The following is a 23,572-nucleotide window of genomic DNA, read 5'->3' as shown; positions in this document are numbered from 1 at the left end:
GTTAATTTTTCTTTATAATACCTCTTTTATTAAATAGGAGAGGTTTATGATGAGAAAGAAATTAATTTTAACTTTAAGCATTTGTTCTATTATTTCCTTTAATAGTTATGCTTTTAATGAATCCCCTACTACTACGGATAAAGTCCAAAGTGAAAATACACAAACAAATAAAATCTCTCCTATTAATATGCAAAATCTTCACAAGCTAGCAATATCATTAAAAAACGAGAATTTTTCCAATAAAATATTGGCATATTCTGACTATTTCATAGGTAAGCCTTATGATACGGAACTAGGCACAAATTTAATTATTTGGGATAAGAATAGAGATAAGAATGAGCTAATTAATCTAGAAACTTTTGACTGCTTTAGCTATATAGAAATGGTTATAGCATTAGCAGAAATAAAAGAACCAAATGTGGATCCTGTAAAATTTAAAGAGCAGTTAGCAGAAGCTCTAGCAAAAATTATGTTTCCTTCTGACGATATATCATATGTTAACAGAAATCATTTTATGGATGAATGGTTAAAGAATAATAGTAAATATCTTACAATGGAAAATGTATTTGCAAATCTTCCATATGCTAAAGTTAAAACTGCGATGATTAATAAAGCAGGTCTACTTGAAACACAAATTAATAATTATATTAAAGATAATGTATCTAGAGATGAATGCTTTTCATTTGGTGAAAAATATAATCAGATAAAATCCATCAAACCTTTTAAATCTGATATTAGTTATATAAGCTTTACTGATTTCTTAGAGCATAAGCAAGAACTGACAAAGCAATTTGCAGGAAAAATATATCTTATGGTTATGACAATGGACAACCCAAAACTATTAGAGCTAACAAAATCAGAACATAATATAGCTCACGTTGGGTTTGTATTTACCAAAAACGATAAGCTTTATTTTAGGCATGCAACCCCAATAGGTCCTAAAGAAATTGTTGAAGTGTCTTTAGAAGAATATGCAACCGGTAAAAAAGAAAGTAAAATCTTTACAGGCTTTACTTTATTCAGTTTAGAGCAGAAAGATAACCCTCCTAATAAGTAAAAATCAACTTTAAAAAAAGCAAGAAGCATCTAAATTTTTGACCTCAGCGTACGTTTTAATACTTGAGGATCAAAAATAAGAAATATTATTGCCAATTTTTCAAATAAAACGACAATAAACTTTTTATAATCAATAGATATAACTTTAAAAGGGGTTAACATTATGAAAATTTTAAAAATAATTATATTAGGTTACTTATTAACTATCGTAAGTACATCATATGGATCATTACCAAATGCTCGTACCATTTATATAACATCCGATGATGGACCGTTACCAGGTACAAAGAATTTGATTAATGTTATGTTGAAAAATAAAACTCCTATTACGCTGTTTATGGTGGGGTTACATTATGATAATGCAAAACAAGATGTAAGAAATTTTATAAATAATGCTAGAAAATCTCCTCTTATTGATGTAGGAAATCATAGCTATACTCATGCACACAATCATTATAGGTATTTTTATCATCATTGCTCGGATGTAATTCAAGATTTAAAGAAAAATAATATTACTTTAGGTTTAAAAGGTGACCATATTATTACAAGGTTACCAGGAAGAGATGTATTCCGACCCCTAATCTTAAAAAAGATGATCCATATATTACAAAAGCAGAAGATGTGGTAGAGACAATGACGATGCGATATATAAAAATGGTTTTTATATCTTTGGATGGGATTTAGAATGGGCTCATAATATACATGGTAAACCAATCCAGTCAGTTACACATTTAGTACAAGAAATAGAAGATAAATTTAATGCCGGAAATACGATTTTACCTAATAAATTAATATTGCTTATGCATGATGAAATGTTTCAAGAGCAATTCAATGGTCCAGAACAATTACAACAGTTAATTACTAAGCTCCATAAAAAAGGTTATAAATTTGACCTAATAAAAAATTATCTACGTAATTAAGTCATAGCACTAAGTTGCATGACTTATACGTCATTCCCGCGGAAGCGGGAATCCAGCATAAGCGAGATACCTAAGCTTTTAATTTTAAAAACTTGCTGCTTTTATGTTTATTTTTCTGGATTCCCGCCTACGCGGGAAGGCATTGCCTGCGTGGATCGAAAAACGCCCTAAGGTAGTCATACCGTGGCTTGACCACGGCATCCAAAAAATAATAATTTTATTAGTATTTTTAACTGGATCCCGCGATCAAGTCGCGGGATGACAACTGGAAAACTGATCCACACAATAATCAATTAAAACGAATATTTACAAAATAAACCAGCGAACCAGAATTTTGTATTCTTACTTAATCTACTTCCAGCTCTGACACCATAATTTATATTATTAGTTTGAGCTGATAACTCACCACTAATACCAACATATGATTTGTCTGTTTTATAAGTAGGTACTTCGAATTGCTTTGGCATATCAGATACTTTAGCCTTAGCTTGTTTCTTAATTGGGTTTATAAAATCATATCCATATGTCAATGTGAATGACGGAGTAACAGAAATATTTTCTTTCACATTAACGTTTCCATCAATTCTAGCACCTATTTCTGTTATTACAGATTTACGATCAGGGATATTAAAACTCATAGTAGTACTACTGATTTCACCTTTCTCAGTATATGACTTTAAGGAAACTTTTTGATAATTAACATTTATAAAAGGTGTTAGATTTGTTTCTGCAAAGGCATTATATTGATATCCCGTACCGATAGTAGCGATATAATGCATACCTCTTGGTTTACCTTGTTCTATTCTTATAGCTTGACCAAGGTTAATTTGACGTTTGATATCATATTTAATCCAGCCACTACCGATAGCACCATACACAAATATAGGGTTATCAAATTTATAAGTACCATTTAATGTTAGTAATAATTCTTTAATCTCTGCTTTACCATTATTATTTTTAAAGCTCATATTAGATTTATCACCATTGATACCAAAACCTACTACTAAATTATCTGCAAGCTTATAGTTAAAATTTGCAGCGATTTCAGAGGTATCTGATTTTTTAATCCCAATATCTTTGACAGTTTTGGATTTAGTATGGAAATCTAGGTAATTGCCATTTATATCACCACTAAACATTTCACTTTCATTCATTGTTAAATCATAAGATTTAGAACGAATATTTTGAGCTACATTTTCACCAATTGCGATTGGTATTTCTCTTACATAAGCGATGCGGCTCGGTGACTCAATTACAGAAAGAATATATTGGGCAGTAATTTTATGTGCTGCTGGCGTTGGATGAGCAGTAAGGTCAAATACACCTTCATCTTCTATTGTGTTTTCCAGCTCATTTGCAGTAAAGAAGCTCGATGGATTAGTGGCAAGCTCTGCTACTAACCTTCCATAATCTGCATATATTACATTTGCAGATGGAGCGGATTTATTTATCGCACTGTAAATAGCTTGATTAAATGAATTACTTAAAAATCCCCCTGCAAAATTTTCCTCTTCATCAGTACCACCTAATATAAATTGCCTGTAGGACTCATTAAAATGATTTAAGACTACTATATATTTAGCCCCGCCATCAGATATATTTTTAACGAATTCACTAACATTATTCCCTCTAGAAACTACTTCTGCAGTAGTATCGGGAAAATCGTTAGAAGTTAAAGAGCCATCTTTAACGCCGCTCATAATCTGCTCAAAAGTTAAACCACGGGTAAATAATAATTCACTTAGATCGGATCGTAATGCAATAAGTATGGAGTCCGCATCATTTGGTCCCATATACATCATATAAAGAGCGTTAGGGTCAAATGTTTTTACATTTGCTTTATAAGTACTTAATTCAGGACTTAAGCTGTTAGTTGAGGCTCCGCCTAATGAAAAATTTGTTTGATTGTTTACATACTTAAAACCGTAATGTTCGGTTACTTAAAGCTGACCAACTATTAGCTGGCGTAGAAAAACTATCACCAAAAGTAAAAACATTTGAAAAGGTTTGAGGAGGAGTAGCTAGTGTACTACTGCTAGTAATTAATGTACTGCTTGCAACGAGCGTCATTAATAGCTTTTTGGCTTTATTTTTCATAAAAAATTAAGCCTAAATTATTAAAACTGGAGTATTTTAACACAAATTTAATATAAAGTAAATATATTAGATTAGGGAATTCATAAGATGTTAATTTAGTAAATTTGACCATTCAGGATCGGACGCATCACCGGGTGTTTTGATTTCTCGCTCGTTATGACCAGTCAAGTCAATTGCATAAATTCTATTTTTGCCGGAAGATTTGCCGTTTGATGACCAACCTTTAGCAAACATAATAACCCGTCCATTAGGCGACCAACAAGGGCTTTCGACTAAATAACCACTTGCTATTACTCTTTCACTATTTTCATCATCTTGCGGATATGGCTTCATAACACCGATATTAAAAGTTTTACCTTCTGAACCTCTAATAATTTTAGTAAATGCTATATAATCCCCTCGAGGCGACCAGCTAGGAGCCATATAAGAACCACCACCAAAGCTAATACGCTGGACATTGCTACCATCAGAATTCATTATATATAGTTGAGGAACACCATTTCTATCAGAATTAAAGACAATTCTACGTCCATCCGGTGAATAGCTCGGGGAAGTATTAATGCCAAAACCATCAGTCAGTTTATGAAGCCTTTTTGTTGCAAGGTCAATCTCATAAATATGAGTTGAGCCGTTCTTAGCTATAGACATTACAGCTTTTTTACCATCAGGGGCAAATCTTGGTGCAAAGGATATTCCAGCAAAATCACCAACTATACTTTCTTTGCCTGTTTTTAAATCCTTTTCATAAACAAGAGTTCGTCTTTTAGTAGCATAGGAAACATAAAAAATCTTATCTGCTGAACCAGAAAATCTTGGAGTTAAAACTAACGATTTACCATCGGTAATATATCGATTATTAGCCCCATCATAATCCATTAAAGCAATTCTTTTTACCTTTTTTAAATCAGGACCACTTTCAGCTACATATATTATCTTACTATCAAAATAACCAGTATCACCTGTGATTTTTTCATAGATTTTATCAGCAATTTTATGGGCTGCTCTTCGCCATAAATTTTCAGGTAGTTCAAGTACTTCACCGCCGAGCTGTTTTTCAAGTAATGTATCCCATAATATAAAACTGATTCTAAGCTTACCATTTTCAAGCTTTTTTACTGCCCCATTAACCAGTAAACTAGCATTAATTTGACGCCATGCAGCAAAAAGCGGTTTATACCCAATACCAGTTTTTTCTTCTATAAAAGAAGCCGAAGAAATAGGACGAAACAACCCACAAAGTTTTAGATCATTAGATATAACTTTCACTATTTCATGACCTACTGTATTATCTGAAGCAGAATCAGCCTCAAAATTATTCACCGCTATCGGAGTTGGGTCAGCCGTTCCATATTCAATATTGATTGTCTCAATAGCATAGCTATTAAAACTAAAAAATAGTAAAACAAAATATATAATGTTTTTCACTAAATTACTCCTTTGTGTGGTGGCGTCACCTCGTGGCTAGAATTGCCCGCATGGATCGAAAAACGCCCTAAGGTAGCCATCCCGTGATTTATTCACGGGATGACAGGGGGAAAATGATCCATGCAGGCAATACCGCCACAGGATGACAAATTACAACTTACCCGGATTAAAGGTAAACTCAAACTCTTTCCAATGATTAAATCTTGCAGGATCAAGATTTTCGATAGGGCTTGCTTTCCATACTGCCCTAACTGCACTATCTGCTAATGCTTCGCAAATACTACTTGGAATCCCAGGGCAAATTTTTTTTACAACTTTTGCCTGTTCTACATTACCTGCTTTATCTAAAACAATATGAATAAATATTATTAGATTCTTATTACCCCTAGCACCTGCCGGAATATTGCTCCAATTTCTTTCAATCTGACGCCTTATTGATGAACTTTCATTATCTGAAAGAGGTAATCCTTCTGAATAAACTCCCTTAGCCTCTTTCTTATTATCAACTTTCTCTGACCTTTTATGCTTATTCGATTTTACATTATCACTTTCTGAAGACTGTTCCAAGTTCTTTAATAAAGAATCAAGCTCATCAGTTTTAGGTTCTTGCTTTTTTTCCTCTTTAGGTTTCTCTATCGGCTTTTTTTCTTCTTTCTTTTCTTCAGTTTTTTTTGCCTCTGCTACCTGTTTTTTTTCCTCTTCTTTAGGCTTTTCTTCTTTTATTTCCTCTTTTTTCTTAGGTAGTGCTTCCTTTACTTCTTCTGGTTTTTTCTCCTCTATCGGCTTTTTTTCTTCTATTTTTGGCTTTTCTTCTACTGGTTTGATTTCAGGTTCTTTTGCTTTTTCCTCTTTAGGTAAATCTTTAGGCTTCTCTTCTTTAGGTTTAGTCTGCTCTGATTTTTTAGCATCTTCGTTCTCTATCGGAGCTTCTTTTTGCTTCGTTTGCGTTATGATATTAGCTTTCTCACTAATAGGCAACATTTCAAAAGTTATGGTTTGTTCTTCTGGTAATTTTTCAAAAAGAGATGGCATACCAAATAGAAAAAAATATAAAAGAAGTAAGTGCAGTGCAATAGAGCAGCTAAAGAAAACTGTGAAATTATCCTTATTGTTTGTATCGTTACTTTTCATTATTTTTAATATTTGAAATAAGAGCTACACGAGAAAATCCGGCTGCATGAATTTCTGATACTACTTCTACCACTTCACCATAAGAAACGTTTTTATCACCTCTTACAAAAATCCTAGTATCTTTTTTCTCTTTAGTGATATTTACAAGCTTATCAGTTAAATGCTTTCTTTCAATAGGTGTTTCAAGCAAGAAAACTTCCCCTTTATTATTGATAGTAACAACTAAAGGCTCATTTTGTCCTGAAATTGGGCTTGAATTTGTTTCAGGTAAGTCGACATTTACACCTGAAACTAACATTGGGGAAGTGATCATAAAAATAATTAGTAACACAAGCATCACATCGACAAGCGGCGTAACGTTGATTTCACTAACTACAGCTCTTTTACTTTTTCTATTACTTCCAGCAAGCTTAATAGCCATTACATTTTCTCCTGATCTATTGCCTTAGAAAGTATGGAGTTTAACTCGCTAATAAAATCTTCCATTTTATTATTGATCAGAGTAATACGGGAAATAAGATAATTATAAAAAATTACTGCTGGAATAGCTGCAAATAAGCCTATTGCGGTTGCAAGTAACGCCTCAGCAATACCAGGTGCTACTACTGCAAGTGAGGTATTTTTAGAAGTAGCAATTGATTGGAAACTATGCATAATTCCCCAGACAGTACCAAATAGCCCAATAAAAGGACTACTAGAGCCGACAGTTGCTAGAAAGCTTAAGTTCTTCTCAAGTTTTTCGATTTCTCGGTTTTGAGCAAGATACATAGAATTTGTAATACGCTCTTTATGATTATTTTTTAATAGCTCAGGAAGTCCCTTAGTATTTATACTTTTACATTCATCCATAGCTGAGATGAATATTAAAGCTAGCGGATTATTAACTGACCTTTTTATGCTATCATATAACTGCTCTAAAACACCACCTGACCAAAAAGTATTTTCAAATGATCGCATTTTTCGTTGCACTTGCATTAGCTTAAATACTTTATCCAAAATGATAGCCCACGACCAAATAGAAGCGATAAGCAACATTAACATAACTGACTTACCGATAATATCAGATGAACTTATTAAAGAAAAAATCGATAAATGATCTTGCACAGCGACTTCTAAACCATCGCTAATATTAGTATCTGCACTCATTGAATATATTATTTAATTATCTTAAAATTAAATAATATATTCATATTTTGATTTTGTCATTAGGTATGTAGAAAATTTTTAAGTTTCTAGAGGATTAAGATATAAAAATATTGTACAAAATAGAAATTGGATTTATAATTTGTACAATAAGTAATATTAGCAAATTTATATTATGTTTGATCGTGATATAACCGATTATATAAAATATTCGGCAAAGTATTATCCGGTGGTTACTGTTACAGGTCCACGCCAATCCGGTAAAACTACTTTAGTAAAAATGATTTTTTCAGATAAACCCTATGTCTCACTTGAGGATATAGATATAAGAGAGTTTGCCCAAAATGACCCTAGAGGTTTTTTATCTACTTATAGTCAAGGTGCAATCATTGATGAAGTACAATACTGCCCTAATTTATTTTCATATATACAAACGAAAGTAGATAATGACCAAATTGCTGGACAGTTTATTTTAACAGGTTCACAGAATTTTTTATTGCTTGAAAGCATCTCACAATCCTTAGCGGGTAGAGCAGCTATAGTTTATTTACTTCCTCTTAGCTATAACGAAATAAGTAAAAAACTACCTGTTACAGGTGATCCTCTAAATTTTATATTTAAAGGCTTTTATCCTAAGCTTTATACTCAAGATTTATTACCTAGTGTGTGGTATAGAAACTACATCCGTACTTACATAGAAAGGGATGTAAGGCAAATTAAAAATATTAGTGATATTTCCACATTTCAGACTTTTTTAAAAATCTGTGCTACTCGTATCGGACAATTAGTAAATTTCTCATCTATAGCTACTGAATGCGGGGTTAGCTATAACACTGTAAAGTCGTGGCTTTCTTTATTGCAAACAAGCTTTATAATTTATTTAGTTAAACCGCATCATAAAAATTATAATAAACGCTTAGTTAAGCAAGAAAAGTTATATTTTTACGATACTGGTCTTGCTTGTACTTTACTGGGATTAGAATCGATGGAGCAGTTAGAAAAGTATTATGCCAAAGGAAGCTTGTTTGAAAATATGATAATAATTGAGATACTTAAAAATCGTCTTAATAAAGGCAAAGAAGAGGGGATATATTTTTGGCGAGATAGCCATGGTCATGAACTTGATATATTAATTGAAAGTGATAAGCTAACTCCAATTGAAGTCAAAGCAAGTAAAACTATAATTCAAGAATTTTTTAAAGGAATTAACTATTGGAGCAGCTTAGCAAATCAAGAAAAAGGTTATTTAGTATATACAGGCGATACGGAGCAAATAAGAGGAAATATAGAAGTTTTACCTTGGAATAAAATTAACAAAATCATCACTTAAACTTTATATCAAATTAATTATCCAGATTATTAATTTAACTATAATATTGTACAAATTAGAAATTGGATTTACAATTTGTACAATATTAATGTATATTATTTCCTAATATAGTTGTATCATCTACCGATATATGATCTTTATAAGTATTACGAGCTAGTTCTTCTGATCCAGACCATTCATTACAACTATCGGCAAAATATGTAATAGGTAATTTACAACAATCTCTAATTATTTGATTAATTTCTTTATCGCTAATTTTTTTATACTCTGCAGCAATATCTTCTTCAGATAGGCTAACATCATATTTTTCTTTAAAGATATTTGGTATTATTTTTTGTTTTACAGTTTCAATTCTTTTTTTATTACTGTTAGTAATATTTGTTCTTTTTTTTCTGAGTCTAAATTTTTAAGCCATGTGGAAACAATGACATTTTCTTTCTCATTCCAATAGTTATAATTTATACTATATTGTATAGTTTCAATCGTAATATTATATTCTTTTTTTGATAAAAATTGTTCCACTTTATCTTCAGCATAGACACCTAACACAAAATTATTGTGCTGCCTGTCTATAATCAAGATGTTATCAATTATTGCTAAATAATCATTAGAATTATCAACAATCTTTTTATATACATTTACAACGTCTGCCTCCGTAATTTCCTTTACCTCTGTTCCAAAATCAGCATATTCCCCTAATTCTTCACCAATTATATATTCTAACTCCGAACAAAATTCAGAATTTATCAAGTCTGTAAGTTGTTTTTGCTTTTCTATACTCATATTAGAAATCCAGTCGGTTATAACCTTATTTGCTGAATTTTTTTCTAATATTTCTGCCAACGTGAATTTTACATTATTTTCCAAAAATTCTAGAATTATATTTGGTTTTTGTTCATAATCTTGCTTTTCTTCTCCCATATACATAATAACACTCCGATATGTTTAATATTAATTAATATAATATTTATATTACAAGTTATTCAACAAGCCTAAAATAAAAATATACAGAAAGTTGAAATTACAGTTGGAAATTTAACTTAATAGTTATTAACGAAATGGAGATAATACTGATTCTTATAATTAAATATAGAGAAGAAGAGATGGTATAAAAACCACATAGCAGGAAAAAGTAATTATAGCAACTTTATTGCCAAAATATCAATTTAACCAAACAAGATAGCAGGAATGTTGATAGTAATCCCGTAAGCCATAGGACAATAAACCACTGCCATCTATTCAAACGGGAAGTCATTTTGAAATATAAATTTTTAATACATAGGGTGATGCGAAGATTTGCCACGGAATATATAATAACAATAAAAAGTGTAACCAAGTATAACAGGTAAAAATATCCCTGCCCCAACTAATAGTAAAGATTGCGACTCCGGTGCTGCTGCTGCTTTTGCAAGCGTTACCTTATAAGGCACTATAAATGACCATATACTTATAGCAAGCCCTAAATATCCTAATAAAAACAAAGAAATAGTATATATAAATGGAGCTACTTCTTTTTTATCTCTTACAGCTTTAATTAACCTAATAAATACTATAGAGGTTAAAATAGGAACAACAGATAAGTAGTAAATATTTGGTATACTAAACCAACGATGACGTATTTGATCATTCAAGAAAGGCACCCAAAGGCTTACAAGCCCCATAAAAAGTGCGACATAAAATAAGATATATAGTGTAGATTTATACGCCCAATCTTGCGTTTCTTTTTCGGTTTTCATGATAAGCCACGTACCACCTAAGAGAGCGTAACCAAATATCAATGCTATTCCCGTCATCACTGAAAAAGGAGTCAGAAAATCAAATGCGTTCCCTACAAATTCCCGTCCCTCTACTTCTATACCTTGCACAAATGTGCCAAGCATTAAACCTTGACAAAAAGCAGCAAGCATAGAACTAAAATGAAAAGCATAATCCCAAATATAACGATGTCCTATATGTGCTTTAAACCGAAATTCAAAAGCAACTCCGCGGAATATAAGACCGAGTAACATCAGGATAATAGGGATATACAAGGCCGGTAATAGCAAAGAATACGCAAGAGGGAAAGCAGCAAGTAACCCACCGCCACCAAGCACTAACCAAGTTTCATTACCATCCCAAAAAGGAGCAATGGAATTGATCATCTTATGACGACAATCATCAGTTGGAGCGAACGGGAATAATATACCGATCCCTAAATCAAAACCGTCTAACAAGACATATAAACAAATAGCAGTAGCTATAAGACCGCCCCAAACAAGCGGTAAATCTATATAAGCAGAGAAATCAAACATAAGATTTTTATTTTTATAATAAGTTATTTATTTAGATATATCAATATAATGATGAGCCTTAGCAGAGTTAATAAATAAAAATTTACTATTTTTTTATAAAAAACTCTTTTACTTTTTCAATTTTTTATTAATATCTAAGCATTATTATATTTTAGGAATAAAGATGCCAAAAAAATGCACACAAATACTTGATGAGTTCTTGCAAGTAATACATCAAAATATAGTTGGAGAAGATAAAGCTATTATAGATATATTAAATACTTTAGGTATAGAGCAAGCTAATGATCTTATTAGTGCTGCTTTTTTAAAGCACTTTAAATTTATGCAGTTAGAACAGTGGCAAAGATACCCATTAAATATAGTTAGTACTGATATTATTGATGAACAAGGTGAAAATGTTATTCATAAATGTGTTAGATACGATAAAATTGATTTTCTAAAGCATATTCCATCTATTGGCTTTAATCTAGGAATACCAAACAAAGATGGAGATACCCCTCTTCATCTTGCTTATAAAAAATTAATATATGCTCAAAGTTATCCAACTTTTACAAAGGCTAAAAATACTCTTTTAAATATAGTTAATTTTAAAAATAAGGACGAAATATCATCGCAATTTATGGGGGTACTGATTAATTTAGAGTATATTTTTAAGCCTGTTATAGATTTTAACTATAATGTTGCAACTTTTAATCATTTTATGCATCATAAGCCTTCAGTACCAATTTTACCTGATATAAATATACCTATTAATAACTTTAAGCCTTTACTACCTCGCATAACCTTGCCTAAAGATATAAATGAAACTTCCTCATTTAGAGATCTAGCACCTCCTGGACACAAGCGTAAAACAAATAGTATGGAATATAATAATACAAAGAAACATAAAACTATCAGTAATGACTCACATCATAATTTATATTCATCTATTGAAAATAAGAGATTAGATAACGATCTAAACTCTACAAGCAAAACAACAACTACTACCTCATATAATGAGTTAAATAAGTCACTTATTGCATTTTCTAATACAAATAATGCATCTATAGATGAAGATGGAGTAGAGATTGTTTTAAGTGGACATAATTTATAGTTAATTCACTCTTGGTTCTAGTTACCAAACCATAAAACGAGTATAATTTTCTGATTATTTTTAGAAAGATTTAACAAGCTTTTTTTATAAGAAAATTTTTTACTATAAAATTTCGAGTTTTTTCTTCCAATAGATGATATGACACAACAGAAATTATAAAATTGATAATAAAAGCTATTATAACTACAAAATGAAAGCTAATATCTGGATAATTCTGAATTAATTTCTTTCCAACTTCCATCGCAACAAATTGCCATAGATAAAAAGAATAACTAATTTTTCCTAAATATTCCAAAATTTTATTATTATAAAACTTGGATTTAGAATGATAGACTGTTACAATCCATAACCCAAGCAAAGGAGTAATTATAAACTGTCCGTTCATATACTGATATTGCCTTTCACAATTTATGCAAATGAAAGCTAATAAAGCTATTATTAGTAAATTTATAAAATTAGCAAACTTAACCTTGGTAAAATTTTCTTTTGCAAAATAAAAACCTATTCCGCACATAAAATCAAAAGTTCTAAAAACCGGATTAGCGTATATGTAATCAGATTTGTTTATATATGCATTATAACTTATAAGTACAAGCATAATAGCAACAATAACTAATATAGTTTTTTTACCTTTTTCACCGGCAAAAATTAGCATTAAAAAAGGAAATAGAAAATATAAGAACATTTCAACTGTTAAAGACCAAGTTCCACCATTTATGCCTAATGGAAACATACTAGGAAAAAAGCTTTGTATCAAGAACATGTCATTAATTAAGCTTCGTATAAGCTGATTGAAAGTAAGATTATTTAAAAATATAAAATATATAATTGTTACAAATAGATATGTAGGATAGATTTTAGCAAAACGTTTTAAATAAAAATTAAGGATATTTTCTCTTTTTGTAAAATCTGTTTTATTATAAACATGAGCCATAATAAAGCCAGATAACACAAAAAACCCTGTCATAAAAGTAGCACCATTAAGAAAAAAGGTATCAATAAACTCTAGACCTAATTTCCAATCAAAATGAATTCTACAATGAAATAAAAAAATAATAAAAGCTATTATAAAACGAAAAGATGTTAAGCTTTTAATCATTAAACTTTATATTTATATATAACAAGCTTTTTTAACGGCTTCTATTACATCCCCCTCACTAGGTAAAGCTAATTTTTCTAGATTTACTGCATAAGGAAGCGGGACGTCTTTACCGCTTACGATCTCTACCGGTGCATCCAAATAATCAAATGCTTCTTTCATAACGATGGATGCGATAGTTGCACCGATACCGGCAAAAAACCATCCTTCTTCAACTACAACTAAACGACCGGTTTTTTTTACCGACTCTATTATAGTATCTATATCAAGCGGTTTGATGGTACGTAAATCAATGACCTCACAATTAATATTATCGCTTTGTAAAATATTTGCAGCATCTAATGCAAGTTTCACCTGAATCGAGAATGTCACTATAGTAACACTATCGCCCTCTTTTAAGATTTTTGCCTTACCAAAAGGGATAGGCTCAACATTTTCAGAAACATCGAAACTGTGACCATATAAAATCTCATTTTCTAAGAAAATAACCGGATTATCGTCTCTAATAGCTGTAATCATTAGCCCTTTATGATCTTCAGCACTATATGGGGCTACTACTTTCAGCCCAGGTATATGAGCATAACAAGCTGCGTAGTTCTGGCTATGTTGTGCTGCTACTCTACTTGCTGCTCCGTTTGGACCTCTAAATACTATTGGACATCTGACCTGACCACCTGACATGTAATGCGTTTTAGCAGCCGAGTTAACTATATGATCCATCGCTTGCATAGCAAAGTTAAAGGTCATAAACTCAACGATTGGACGAAGCCCTGCAAAGGCTGCTCCAACGGCAAGCCCAGCAAAACCATACTCCGTTATTGGTGTATCGATTACCCTTTTAGGACCAAACTGCTCAAGCAATCCTTGCGTTACTTTGTAAGCTCCTTGATACTCAGCGACTTCTTCACCCATGACAAAAACTTTGTCATCTCTTATCATCTCTTCTTGCATCGCATCACGCAATGCTTCCCGTACAGTTATTTGCATCTTTCTTTTTAGTTAAATTGAATATTCTTGCGTCATTGCGAGGAGGCGAAGCCGACGCGGCAATCTCATGAAAAATCCTGAGATTGCTTCGTCGAAACTTGCAGTTTCTCCTCGCAATGACGACACTCAAACATAAATTTGTGTATATAGCTCTTCTTCATTAGGCAGTGGTGAGTTTTCTGAAAACTCCACAGCTTCCTTAATAATCTCTTTAACTGACTGCTCTATTTCTTTTAAATCAGCTTCACCTGCATAGTTATTTTCTAATATTATCTTCCGTATTTCAGTAATAGGATCACGTTCTTTATATGTCTCTACTTCTTCTTTACTACGATATTTTGCCGGATCGGACATTGAATGCCCACGATAGCGGTAAGTTTTTACCTCTAATATCAGAGGCATACTATTTTCTCTAACATATTCCGCTGCTTGTTTAGCACCATTATACATTTCCTCAAAATCCATGCCATTTAGCTGGAATCCTTTAATCCCAAACGACTCACCTTTTTTATAAAGATCACGCATAAAGGTAGAACGAGCAACCGAAGTACCCATAGAATACTCATTATTTTCGATAATATAAACTACCGGTAAACCCCATAAAGCAGCCATGTTAAAGGCTTCATATACTTGACCTTGATTAACAGCTCCATCCCCTAAAAAAGTAAAACAAATATTGTTCGTGCCATTATATTTCTCAGCAAAAGCAAGCCCTGTACCTATTGGCACTTGAGCTCCTACAATACCATGTCCACCATAAAACTTATTTGGCACATCAAACAAATGCATCGAGCCACCCTTACCTTTTGAACAGCCTGTAGCACGCCCCATAAGCTCCGCAAGCACATATTTAGGCTCTGTACCTGCTAAAATAATATGAGCATGATCACGATAGCTGGTAACCATACTATCTTCTTTTTGTTTAACCATATCTACAGCAGAAATTACTGCTTCCTGTCCGATATATAAATGACAAAAACCCCCTATTTCACCCATACCATATAACTGCCCACATTTTTCTTCAAAACGCCTAAGCAATAACATATCTTTGAAGCTCTTTACGTATTCTTCTTTTACCGGTTTATATTTTCCTAATTTAATATCCACTAATTACTCCTTATAATCTTAAACGTCATTGCGAGGAGGCGAAGCCGACGCGGCAATCTCATGAAAAATCCTGAGGTTGCTTCGTCGAAACTGATAGTTTCTCCTCGCAATGACGGGACACTACAATTTTTTCAAACTTACAAAATACGGCACATGATCAGAAGGTGGCCTCCAATCTCTTGCTTCTGATAATAAATGTATAGAAAATAACTCATCTTTTAAATTATTACTAACCCAAATATGATCAAGCCGTCTACCTCTGTTAGATTTTTTCCAATCTACGTTTCTATAACTCCACCAAGTATAAAATTTTTCATCAAGTGGCACAAAATGCCTACTACTATCAATAAACTCTAACGAGTTTTGCAATTCTACCAATAAAGAACGCTCAATATCAGTATGGCTAATAATATTTCGCAGCTGCTTGCTAGACCATACATCATGCGGGTGCGGTGCAATATTTAAATCACCTGCAATTATAATCTTATCATCTCTGGTGCGGTTATTAGTCAGCCATTCTTGCATCAACCTTATATATTCTAGCTTATGCTTAAACTTCGAATTTAGCTCTATGTCAGGTATATCACCACCGGCAGGAACATAAAAATTATGTATCTCAATATTATTAACAGTAGCTGCTATATGCCTTTTATCACCGTTATATAGCTCAAGCGAAAAAACATTTTGCAGTAGAAGTTTTGAGATAATAGCAACGCCGTTATATGATTTCTGCCCCGAATATATTACATGTTCATAGCCTATATTTTTAATTACTTCAAGAGGAAATAAAGGATCATCTACTTTTGTCTCTTGTAATAAAATAATATCAGGCTGATGTTCATATGCCAATCTTTTTAATAAATCAATACGTAAACGTAGCGAATTAATATTCCACGTAACTATCTTCATTTAGGTTTTATCATCTTTTATAGCTGCATTTACTATTGCGTCTCTGAAATAAATTATTCCAATTTGGTTTAGAGGATTTTTTAGATCAATTTTATCTTGCATTTCCTCAGGAATTTTTACCATAGTATTACTTAGTATAGCAAAATAAAGATTATTAGGCAAAATATATCCCATTTCACTCTGCACTCCTAAAGCTTTACCAGAAAAATGAATCATTGTATGTTTAAAATCAAGGTCAGTAATATAGATACCATAGCCCATGTAAGTTTTACGCCCATCTATTTCTTTTGCAGGAAAATACTTAGTAGTCATAAGCTTATAGGACTTTGTAGAAAGAATTTTGCCACTATTTAACGCTCTATACCATTTAATAAGGTCGCTTGGAGTTGATATAATCCCGCCATCAGCACAAGGAAGTGCTACAAAATCAGCAGTTGCAGGAGTAAATATAGGTTTATTACTATTATTTGGCGTTATAAAATATCTTACTGGGTAATTAGAACTAACCACATTTCTTTGAATTCTAGCCGCTTCACTATATGAAGCAAAACTAGTAGATTTCATATTTAATGGTTTAAAAAATTCATCTTGAAAAAAATTACATAAATCTTTTTTAGTTACTTTTTCAATAATCATACCAAGTATAACGAAATTAGTATTACTATATTTAAACTTTTTCCCTATAGGTACTTCTAAAGGCTTAGACGCAACATATTGTAATATTTTTTTACGGGCATCTTTTCTAGTCATATTTAAATCAAGTTTTACAAAACTAAAATATTCAGCAATACCACTACTATGAGTTAATAAATTATGAATTGATATTTTATATGCCCAATCCGGTACTTTACCTTGCCACATTTCTAAATCAATATATTTATATATCTTATCATTAACATTTAATAATTTTTGCTCTTGTAACCTTAAAATTCCTGCCGCAGTTATGGGTTTCGTAGCAGAAGCAATAGGCATCATTTCATTTGCTTTTAACTGCTCCCCGTTTAAAGCAAAAATTCCTTTAGCTCCGGTTAATAGCTGCTTATAGTCATCGGCAAACATAAAAACAGCATTTACAAACCTATTGCTTATATATTCTTTTTCTGCTTCACTAATTCTTTGCTGAATATCTGCAAAACTATCAACACAATTAATGACTAAAAGCACCAACAAAAAAATATAACTACGGAACATAATAACTTTAACTCTATACCAACTAAAACTTAAACTTTATTAAAATAAGAAGGCAATTTTGCTTCTAAATTAACTTCTTTGCCAAAAACTTTTTTAGACAATACTATATTACTAGCATGCAAAAACATATATTTACTATACGGCATTAATTTGTCATTGCCATATTTATTATCACCAAATATTGGACAACCTAGTAATTTAGCATGCAATCTTAATTGATGCATTCTACCCGTAATCGGAATAAATTCAACCAAAAACAAGTTATTGGTAAGTGATTTAAGTAATTTATAATAAGTAATGGCAAGTTTACCATTATTCGTTGAAATATCAGTAATTTTAGGTATACTCCCCTTACTTTTTTCTATGTTAGTTTTGACCTCTCCTTGATCTTTAATTGGTTTTCCATAGGTTACAGCGAGATAGGTCTTTTCAACCAATTTTTCTTTAAAAGCATCATGAAGTTTTACACTACTTACATAATTTTTAGCAATTAAAAGTAAACCGCTTGTTTCTTTATCGAGTCTATGTACTAACTTAAAATCAGCTCCTTGGCTGTTTAAATATTTTAATGCAGAATCGACCGATAAATTAATTTTACTACCGCCTTGCGTTGCAAGACCCGCAGGTTTATTAATCGCTATTATATTATCATCCTCATATATTAAATATTCAGTGGTAATTTTCTTTGCTAATGTAATTTCAGCATCAGTAAAAACTAGTTTAGTTGGTTGAGCTATAGGTAAATTAAACTTATCATGAATAAAAATTTCATCACCTTCCACCACTCTTAAACTTGCTTCTGCTTTTTTAGAATTAACGATTATTTGCTTTTGACGTAATGCTTTCTCTATCACTCCTTGGGTCAAAAGAGGATATAAACGCCTTAAATATTTATCTAACCTTGAGGCAATAGGGCTGTTTACAGTGATGATCATTAAGAATTTTTTATTAGAGAATAGCACCAAATTACTACAGATAAAAGCACTATAGCAAAAAATTGATGCATAGAAGCTGCTATTATAGGAACGTAATATAAAAGAGTAATTATGCCGGTGGATAATTGTATTAATAAAGCAATAGCCAAATAAAATGCTACTTTATTTAATTTTGGATTTTTAACTTTTAACAAAGAAATAATCAAAGCCATGATGATTATAGACAAACTATAAGCACCTAGACGGTGTATAAACTGGACAAAAACCGGATCAGACCAATTTTTGAAGCTAATGAAATTATCTTTTATTTCTATAGGAATAAAATTGCCACCCATCAATGGAAAGCTATTATATACTAGCCCTGCATCAAGCCCTGCCACTAAAGCACCTAAAAAAATCTGTACGTATATCATAGCAATAGCAGCAACAGAAAATATTAGCGGTAATTTTAAATTTATTTGTGATGGAATTAGTAAAATATCACAACAATTTTTGAATAGCTTGTAAAAAAGCAAATGATAAATAATTACGGCAATAATTAGATGAAAAGCTAGACGAAAATGGCTAACAGATGGGTGGTTAACTAAACCGCTTTTTACCATATACCACCCCATAAAGCCTTGCATGCAGAATAACAGCAAAACAATTATATAGGATAATATATCACGATTTTTTATGATCCCTTTAAAATAAAAATATATTAAAGGTAATACATATATCAAACCTGTAGCCCTACCAAGCAAGCGATGCACAAACTCTAATAAATAGATGAATTTAAACTCTGATAAAGTCATCCCGTAATTAACTGCATTATATTCCGGAAATGCTTTATATTTAGCGAATTCAGCTTGCCAAGTATCATAACTAAAAGGGGGCAAAATACCCGTTACCGGACGCCACTCAACTATCGACAAACCGGAATCCGTAAGCCTTGTTATCCCGCCTACAATAATCATCACCACGACCATTATACAACAAGTAAATAGCCATTTTGTGACTCTTTCAGTGTCATTCCTGCGTAGATGAGAGTCTAGAAACAAATTTGAGAACATAAAACAATAGAGATTTTTTTATAATTAATCGTCATAAGCTACACGATCAAAGATAGCGTTCGATGTTATCCCGTGGTGGCGTTGTTGCGTAGATCGGTTTTTCCGTCATTGCGAGAAAATTACGAAGTAATTGACGAAGCAATCCAGCTAAAAAATACTAATATTATTAGTATTTTTTATTATTTTTTCTGGATTGCCACGCTCATTTCATTCGCTCGCAATGACGATTTGGTATCCACGCAACAACGCCACCACGGGATGACACGCTACCTACTAATCCTTGCTATACAAATCCTTTCAGTAATTTCTTTTAATTTTTCTATTCGCTCAATAAGATAAAGCAGTTGTTCTTTCGTAATCTTATAATTTTTATCATATCTTGCATCAACATAAGCTTTTTTTAACAACTCGAAACATTCTTTTTGTTCAGGCGTTGCAATAGGAAAAACTTGCAATAACTCACTGCTATAATTTTCTGCCATACTACTTAGTTTTTCTAAATCATGTAACTTCGGCTTATAATTAGAAAAAACTAATAAAATAGCATTATAGAAACTTTCGGTAGCTTGATGAAGATAAAAAGCACTTATATTGAGATGGTTTCTCTCAATTGGGTATTTACAATCAATAAAAAAACCGCATCCTTTTTCAAACCAATAATCATAATCATCTTGAGCTATTTCTTTCATCTCGCTCCAAGGCAGCTCTTTAGCCTCACTTAAAACATACTCTCCACTATCATACAAAAGAATGCCTTCTTTTTTAAGATCGGTATAGAAATAACGTCCTTTTTCTAACTGTCTATTTATTTCTTCTATTGATTCAAGAATTATAGATATCCGTGAATCATACGGAATAATTTGTTTAGGGTTTATTACTCCTGTCTTTATTAATCTTTTATATATATTATCTTCTAAATTTAAAGTAGCATGACCTTTATACTTACCTTTTTTCAAAATAATCAAAATATCTGTATCGCTATGATAGCCGTTAGGTAGATCACGTACCCAATCACCTCTAGCAAAAGAGCCATATAAGATAATCATAGCAATTTTATCTTGAGCAAGTTCTAAAATTTGTTGCACTATAAAATTTAGCCTGCCCCTAATATGTAAAGAGCGTTCAGGTAGTTCGGTTTTCATTGAAATATTTATTTTCTATAGCCAAGGTGGTGTTACCTACTTCTTATGTCATTCCTACATAGGCACATGTGTGTCAATTTAAGGATCGGTGTCACCCCCCGTGGCGGCATTGTTGCGTGGATACCAAATCGTCATTGCGAGCGACTGTAAGGAGCGTGGCAATGACGGAAAAACTGATCCACGCAACAATACCCTACAGGCTTACTACCTTAGGATGATACACATCTCCTCGCAATGACCTATATTACCCCTCACCGCCCCCGCTATTTTCTGCAACAGAATTCTCTTTATTTTCTGAAGTACGTTTTTTATTCGATTTTTTATTACGATATCTGCGTTTTGTCTTTTTTGGTAGCGGTTTCTCTTCTACTACTACACCATCATCCGTAATCTCTACTTCTTCCTTTACAACACTTACTACCTGATCTTTTACCTCTTTTACTTCAGGCGTTTTTTTCTTTTCTTCACTAACAACATTGTTATTATTGCCTGTTTTCCATTTATGCTTATTCTTACGCAGCTGCTCTTTTTTAGGCTCTTCTTCGGTATAATCAGCACTATGATTTTGAATCACCGGCTTACCAGCATTGAGATTATTATTATTTTTCTTTAATAATTTTACTTTCTCGATTGAATAGCTATCAGATGTAGCGTTAGGATCAGAATAAAAATTAAGCCTTATATTATATTTTTCTTCAATAAATTTTATCTCATTACGTTTATTGTTAAGTAGATAAATAACCGAAGAAACATTAGCAAAAACATTTATTATATCAATTCTATCTTCGAAAATTTCATTTTCAATAGTACGCAAGATTAGCATAGCATTCGACTCATCTGCTCTAACAACGCCTTTGCCATTACAATGAGAACAAATTGAGGAGTTAGTTTCTAGGAAAGAAGAACGTAACCTCTGCCTTGAAAATTCAAGCAATCCAAACTGGCTAATATTACCGGTTTGTATACGTGCCCGATCACGACTTAAGAATTCTTTAAAAGATCTCTCGATAATTTTACGATTTTTTGTCTCATCCATATCAATGAAATCAACGACTATTAAACCTGATAAATCTCTAAGCTTAACTTGTCTTGCTATTTCTTTTGCTGCTTCTAAATTAGTTTTTAAGGCTGTTTCTTCAATATTTTTTTCTGAAGTTGATCTACCGGAATTCACATCTATAGAAATAAGAGCTTCAGTTGGATTAATAACAATATATCCTCCTGAAGGTAAAGTTACCACAGGCTGGTATAGCTTAATTAACTGTTCCTCTACTTGAAACTTAGTAAATATAGGCGTTTTACTTTTATGCTCTTTAAGTTTTGTCATCTCTGAAGGTAACAAATCTTGCATAAATTTTGCCGCATCTTCATATGCTTCTTGCCCATGAATTATGACCTCTTTAACATTATGGTCACACATATCACGTATAGTTTTACGTATTATGCTATCTTCTTCATGAATAAAACAAGGAGCTGGAAATTTAATAGTACTTTTACGGATTTTATTCCATAACCTTGATAAATAGCTATAATCTTTTTTCAGGTCCAAAGTACTGCAACCTCTACCTGCTGTCCTGATAATTACGCTATAAGGGCTTTTATCGCCGTTTACTACCTTATTTAAAATATTCTTAAGCCTTTTTCTTTCATCACCATTTGATATTTTTCGAGATATACCGTTTTGTGCTGCTTTATTAGGCATTAAGACACAATATTTACCCGCTAAAGATACATAAGTAGTGAAAGCTGCACATTTATTTCCTCTTTCTTCCTTAGTAACCTGAACTAATAATATTTGGTTTTTTCTTATTACGTCTTGTACTTTATATTGCTTATATTGAGGAATATTTTCTTCCTTATCGCTTTGGATAATTTCAATATCATCTGCTGCTTCTAAATTAAGCTCTGACTGAAATTTACTCTCTACTAAATCCTCTATAGCCTTTAGATCAATTTCTTCACCATCGATTAAGGGGTCATATGAAGTAGCTGCCCGCACCTCATCCTCATCATCAAGAATGATATTAGGCGGTACTATCTCAGGAAATGCATTAATTGGAAAATTTTTCTCTGACGCAGGTAAATTATAATAATTGGGATGTATTTCGCTAAAAGGCAAAAAGCCGCTTTTATCCATACCATATTCTATGAACACAGCTTGTAAAGATGGCTCTATTCTTGTTACTTTTGCTAAATAAATATTACCTTTATTTTGTTGTTTTCTTGTTGTTTGGAATTCAATATCTTCTATATTATTGCTTTGTCCCAATAAAACCACTCTTGTTTCATTTGAGAAATTAGCATCAATTATTATCTTTTTATTCATTAATCTCGCTCACTAACTCGAAGAATAAATAATTAATATAACACCTTAAGCATATCTTGTATTAATCTATTTAAATAAATACCTATCTTTCTTTGGATTCTGTGCATAACCATAGGTAAATTAAGTAGCGAATTATATTATTATTTTTCTTACATTAAATTATTTATCATATATAAAAACTACATTAGATATTTATTTTATATATCTAATGCTATATAAGCTCATCATACTAAAATATTAACTATAAATATCTTAATGAAATTACAAATCTCTTTAATTATTTAGAATAACTATTTATACTAAACTCTGTATATCTAAAATAGTTTTAACCTTTGTAT

Annotated in this window: 20 protein-coding genes and 1 pseudogene; 4 read left to right on the top strand and 17 right to left on the bottom strand. The window is 31.8% G+C overall.

Annotation, left to right across the window (positions count from 1 at the left end; translation table 11 throughout):
- The first annotated feature begins 46 nt into the window (after positions 1-46).
- Entirely contained in the window at positions 47-1,057 is a 1,011-nt protein-coding gene (locus AAGD49_RS01350; RefSeq protein WP_341788824.1) for an N-acetylmuramoyl-L-alanine amidase-like domain-containing protein, read from the top strand.
- A gap of 162 nt (positions 1,058-1,219) precedes the next feature.
- Positions 1,220-1,684, top strand: coding sequence for a polysaccharide deacetylase family protein (locus AAGD49_RS01345; RefSeq protein ID WP_341788823.1), 465 nt, complete (start codon positions 1,220-1,222; stop codon positions 1,682-1,684).
- A 585-nt stretch (positions 1,685-2,269) separates the two neighbouring features.
- Here the strand turns inward: AAGD49_RS01345 and AAGD49_RS01340 are convergent.
- From AAGD49_RS01340 to tolQ, 6 genes and pseudogenes are all read right to left on the bottom strand, one after another.
- Positions 2,270-3,841: pseudogene (locus AAGD49_RS01340) on the bottom strand (autotransporter domain-containing protein); the annotation flags it as partial.
- Positions 3,842-3,893: 52 nt separating this feature from the next.
- Entirely contained in the window at positions 3,894-4,073 is a 180-nt protein-coding gene (locus tag AAGD49_RS01335) for a hypothetical protein (protein ID WP_341788822.1), read from the bottom strand.
- Between the two features lie 90 nt (positions 4,074-4,163).
- Positions 4,164-5,498, bottom strand: a complete 1,335-nt coding sequence (gene tolB, locus AAGD49_RS01330; protein ID WP_341788821.1) for a Tol-Pal system beta propeller repeat protein TolB — start codon at positions 5,496-5,498, stop codon at positions 4,164-4,166.
- Positions 5,499-5,648: 150 nt separating this feature from the next.
- Complete coding sequence (locus tag AAGD49_RS01325) at positions 5,649-6,629, bottom strand: energy transducer TonB (protein ID WP_341788820.1); 981 nt, start codon at positions 6,627-6,629, stop codon at positions 5,649-5,651.
- Positions 6,619-7,050, bottom strand: a complete 432-nt coding sequence (gene tolR, locus AAGD49_RS01320; RefSeq protein ID WP_341788819.1) for a protein TolR — start codon at positions 7,048-7,050, stop codon at positions 6,619-6,621. The genes AAGD49_RS01325 and tolR overlap by 11 nt, the downstream gene beginning before the upstream one ends.
- The gene (tolQ, locus tag AAGD49_RS01315; protein ID WP_341788818.1) at positions 7,050-7,775 is read right to left on the bottom strand and encodes a protein TolQ; all 726 of its coding nucleotides are present in this window, start codon (positions 7,773-7,775) and stop codon (positions 7,050-7,052) included. Before tolQ ends, tolR begins: the two co-directional genes overlap by 1 nt.
- Positions 7,776-7,947: 172 nt before the next feature.
- Here tolQ and AAGD49_RS01310 point away from each other — a divergent pair, with 172 nt between their 5' ends.
- Positions 7,948-9,102: an ATP-binding protein gene (locus AAGD49_RS01310; RefSeq protein ID WP_341788817.1), complete on the top strand. Its 1,155-nt coding sequence runs from the start codon at positions 7,948-7,950 to the stop codon at positions 9,100-9,102.
- 339 nt (positions 9,103-9,441) lie between these two features.
- On the opposite strand, the gene AAGD49_RS01305 is transcribed toward AAGD49_RS01310, so the two are convergent.
- Both AAGD49_RS01305 and cydB read right to left on the bottom strand, forming a co-directional pair.
- Positions 9,442-10,029, bottom strand: a complete 588-nt coding sequence (locus AAGD49_RS01305; RefSeq protein WP_341788816.1) for a hypothetical protein — start codon at positions 10,027-10,029, stop codon at positions 9,442-9,444.
- Between the two features lie 344 nt (positions 10,030-10,373).
- The gene (gene cydB / locus AAGD49_RS01300; protein WP_341788815.1) at positions 10,374-11,393 is read right to left on the bottom strand and encodes a cytochrome d ubiquinol oxidase subunit II; all 1,020 of its coding nucleotides are present in this window, start codon (positions 11,391-11,393) and stop codon (positions 10,374-10,376) included.
- A 163-nt stretch (positions 11,394-11,556) separates the two neighbouring features.
- Between cydB and AAGD49_RS01295 the strand changes: the two genes are divergently transcribed.
- On the top strand, positions 11,557-12,486 hold the full coding sequence (locus AAGD49_RS01295; protein ID WP_341788814.1) for an ankyrin repeat domain-containing protein: 930 nt from the start codon (positions 11,557-11,559) through the stop codon (positions 12,484-12,486).
- A gap of 70 nt (positions 12,487-12,556) precedes the next feature.
- On the opposite strand, the gene AAGD49_RS01290 is transcribed toward AAGD49_RS01295, so the two are convergent.
- From AAGD49_RS01290 to AAGD49_RS01250, 9 genes are all read right to left on the bottom strand, one after another.
- Positions 12,557-13,585 carry an acyltransferase gene (locus tag AAGD49_RS01290; protein ID WP_341788813.1) on the bottom strand — a complete coding sequence of 343 codons (1,029 nt, stop codon included), beginning with the start codon at positions 13,583-13,585 and terminating at the stop codon, positions 12,557-12,559.
- A 12-nt stretch (positions 13,586-13,597) separates the two neighbouring features.
- Positions 13,598-14,572: a pyruvate dehydrogenase complex E1 component subunit beta gene (locus tag AAGD49_RS01285; protein ID WP_341788812.1), complete on the bottom strand. Its 975-nt coding sequence runs from the start codon at positions 14,570-14,572 to the stop codon at positions 13,598-13,600.
- A 126-nt stretch (positions 14,573-14,698) separates the two neighbouring features.
- The gene (pdhA, locus tag AAGD49_RS01280) at positions 14,699-15,679 is read right to left on the bottom strand and encodes a pyruvate dehydrogenase (acetyl-transferring) E1 component subunit alpha (RefSeq protein WP_341788811.1); all 981 of its coding nucleotides are present in this window, start codon (positions 15,677-15,679) and stop codon (positions 14,699-14,701) included.
- Between the two features lie 120 nt (positions 15,680-15,799).
- A complete protein-coding gene (xth, locus tag AAGD49_RS01275) occupies positions 15,800-16,588 on the bottom strand; it encodes an exodeoxyribonuclease III (RefSeq protein ID WP_341788810.1) in 789 nt (262 codons plus the stop codon).
- Positions 16,589-17,779: a serine hydrolase gene (locus AAGD49_RS01270; protein ID WP_341788809.1), complete on the bottom strand. Its 1,191-nt coding sequence runs from the start codon at positions 17,777-17,779 to the stop codon at positions 16,589-16,591. It abuts the gene before it with no gap.
- A gap of 29 nt (positions 17,780-17,808) precedes the next feature.
- Positions 17,809-18,714, bottom strand: a complete 906-nt coding sequence (locus tag AAGD49_RS01265; protein WP_341788808.1) for an RluA family pseudouridine synthase — start codon at positions 18,712-18,714, stop codon at positions 17,809-17,811.
- Positions 18,714-19,766 (bottom strand): COX15/CtaA family protein, encoded by a 1,053-nt coding sequence (locus AAGD49_RS01260; protein WP_341788807.1) that lies wholly within the window; start codon positions 19,764-19,766, stop codon positions 18,714-18,716. Before AAGD49_RS01260 ends, AAGD49_RS01265 begins: the two co-directional genes overlap by 1 nt.
- Positions 19,767-20,032: 266 nt before the next feature.
- A complete protein-coding gene (locus tag AAGD49_RS01255) occupies positions 20,033-20,908 on the bottom strand; it encodes a HEPN domain-containing protein (RefSeq protein WP_341788806.1) in 876 nt (291 codons plus the stop codon).
- Positions 20,909-21,152: 244 nt separating this feature from the next.
- Positions 21,153-23,234, bottom strand: a complete 2,082-nt coding sequence (locus tag AAGD49_RS01250) for an Rne/Rng family ribonuclease (RefSeq protein ID WP_341788805.1) — start codon at positions 23,232-23,234, stop codon at positions 21,153-21,155.
- Positions 23,235-23,572 lie beyond the last annotated feature (338 nt).

The organism is Rickettsia endosymbiont of Lasioglossum villosulum (assembly GCF_964026455.1).
Lineage (GTDB): Bacteria > Pseudomonadota > Alphaproteobacteria > Rickettsiales > Rickettsiaceae > Rickettsia.
This window is presented reverse-complemented; position numbering and strand designations above follow the sequence as displayed.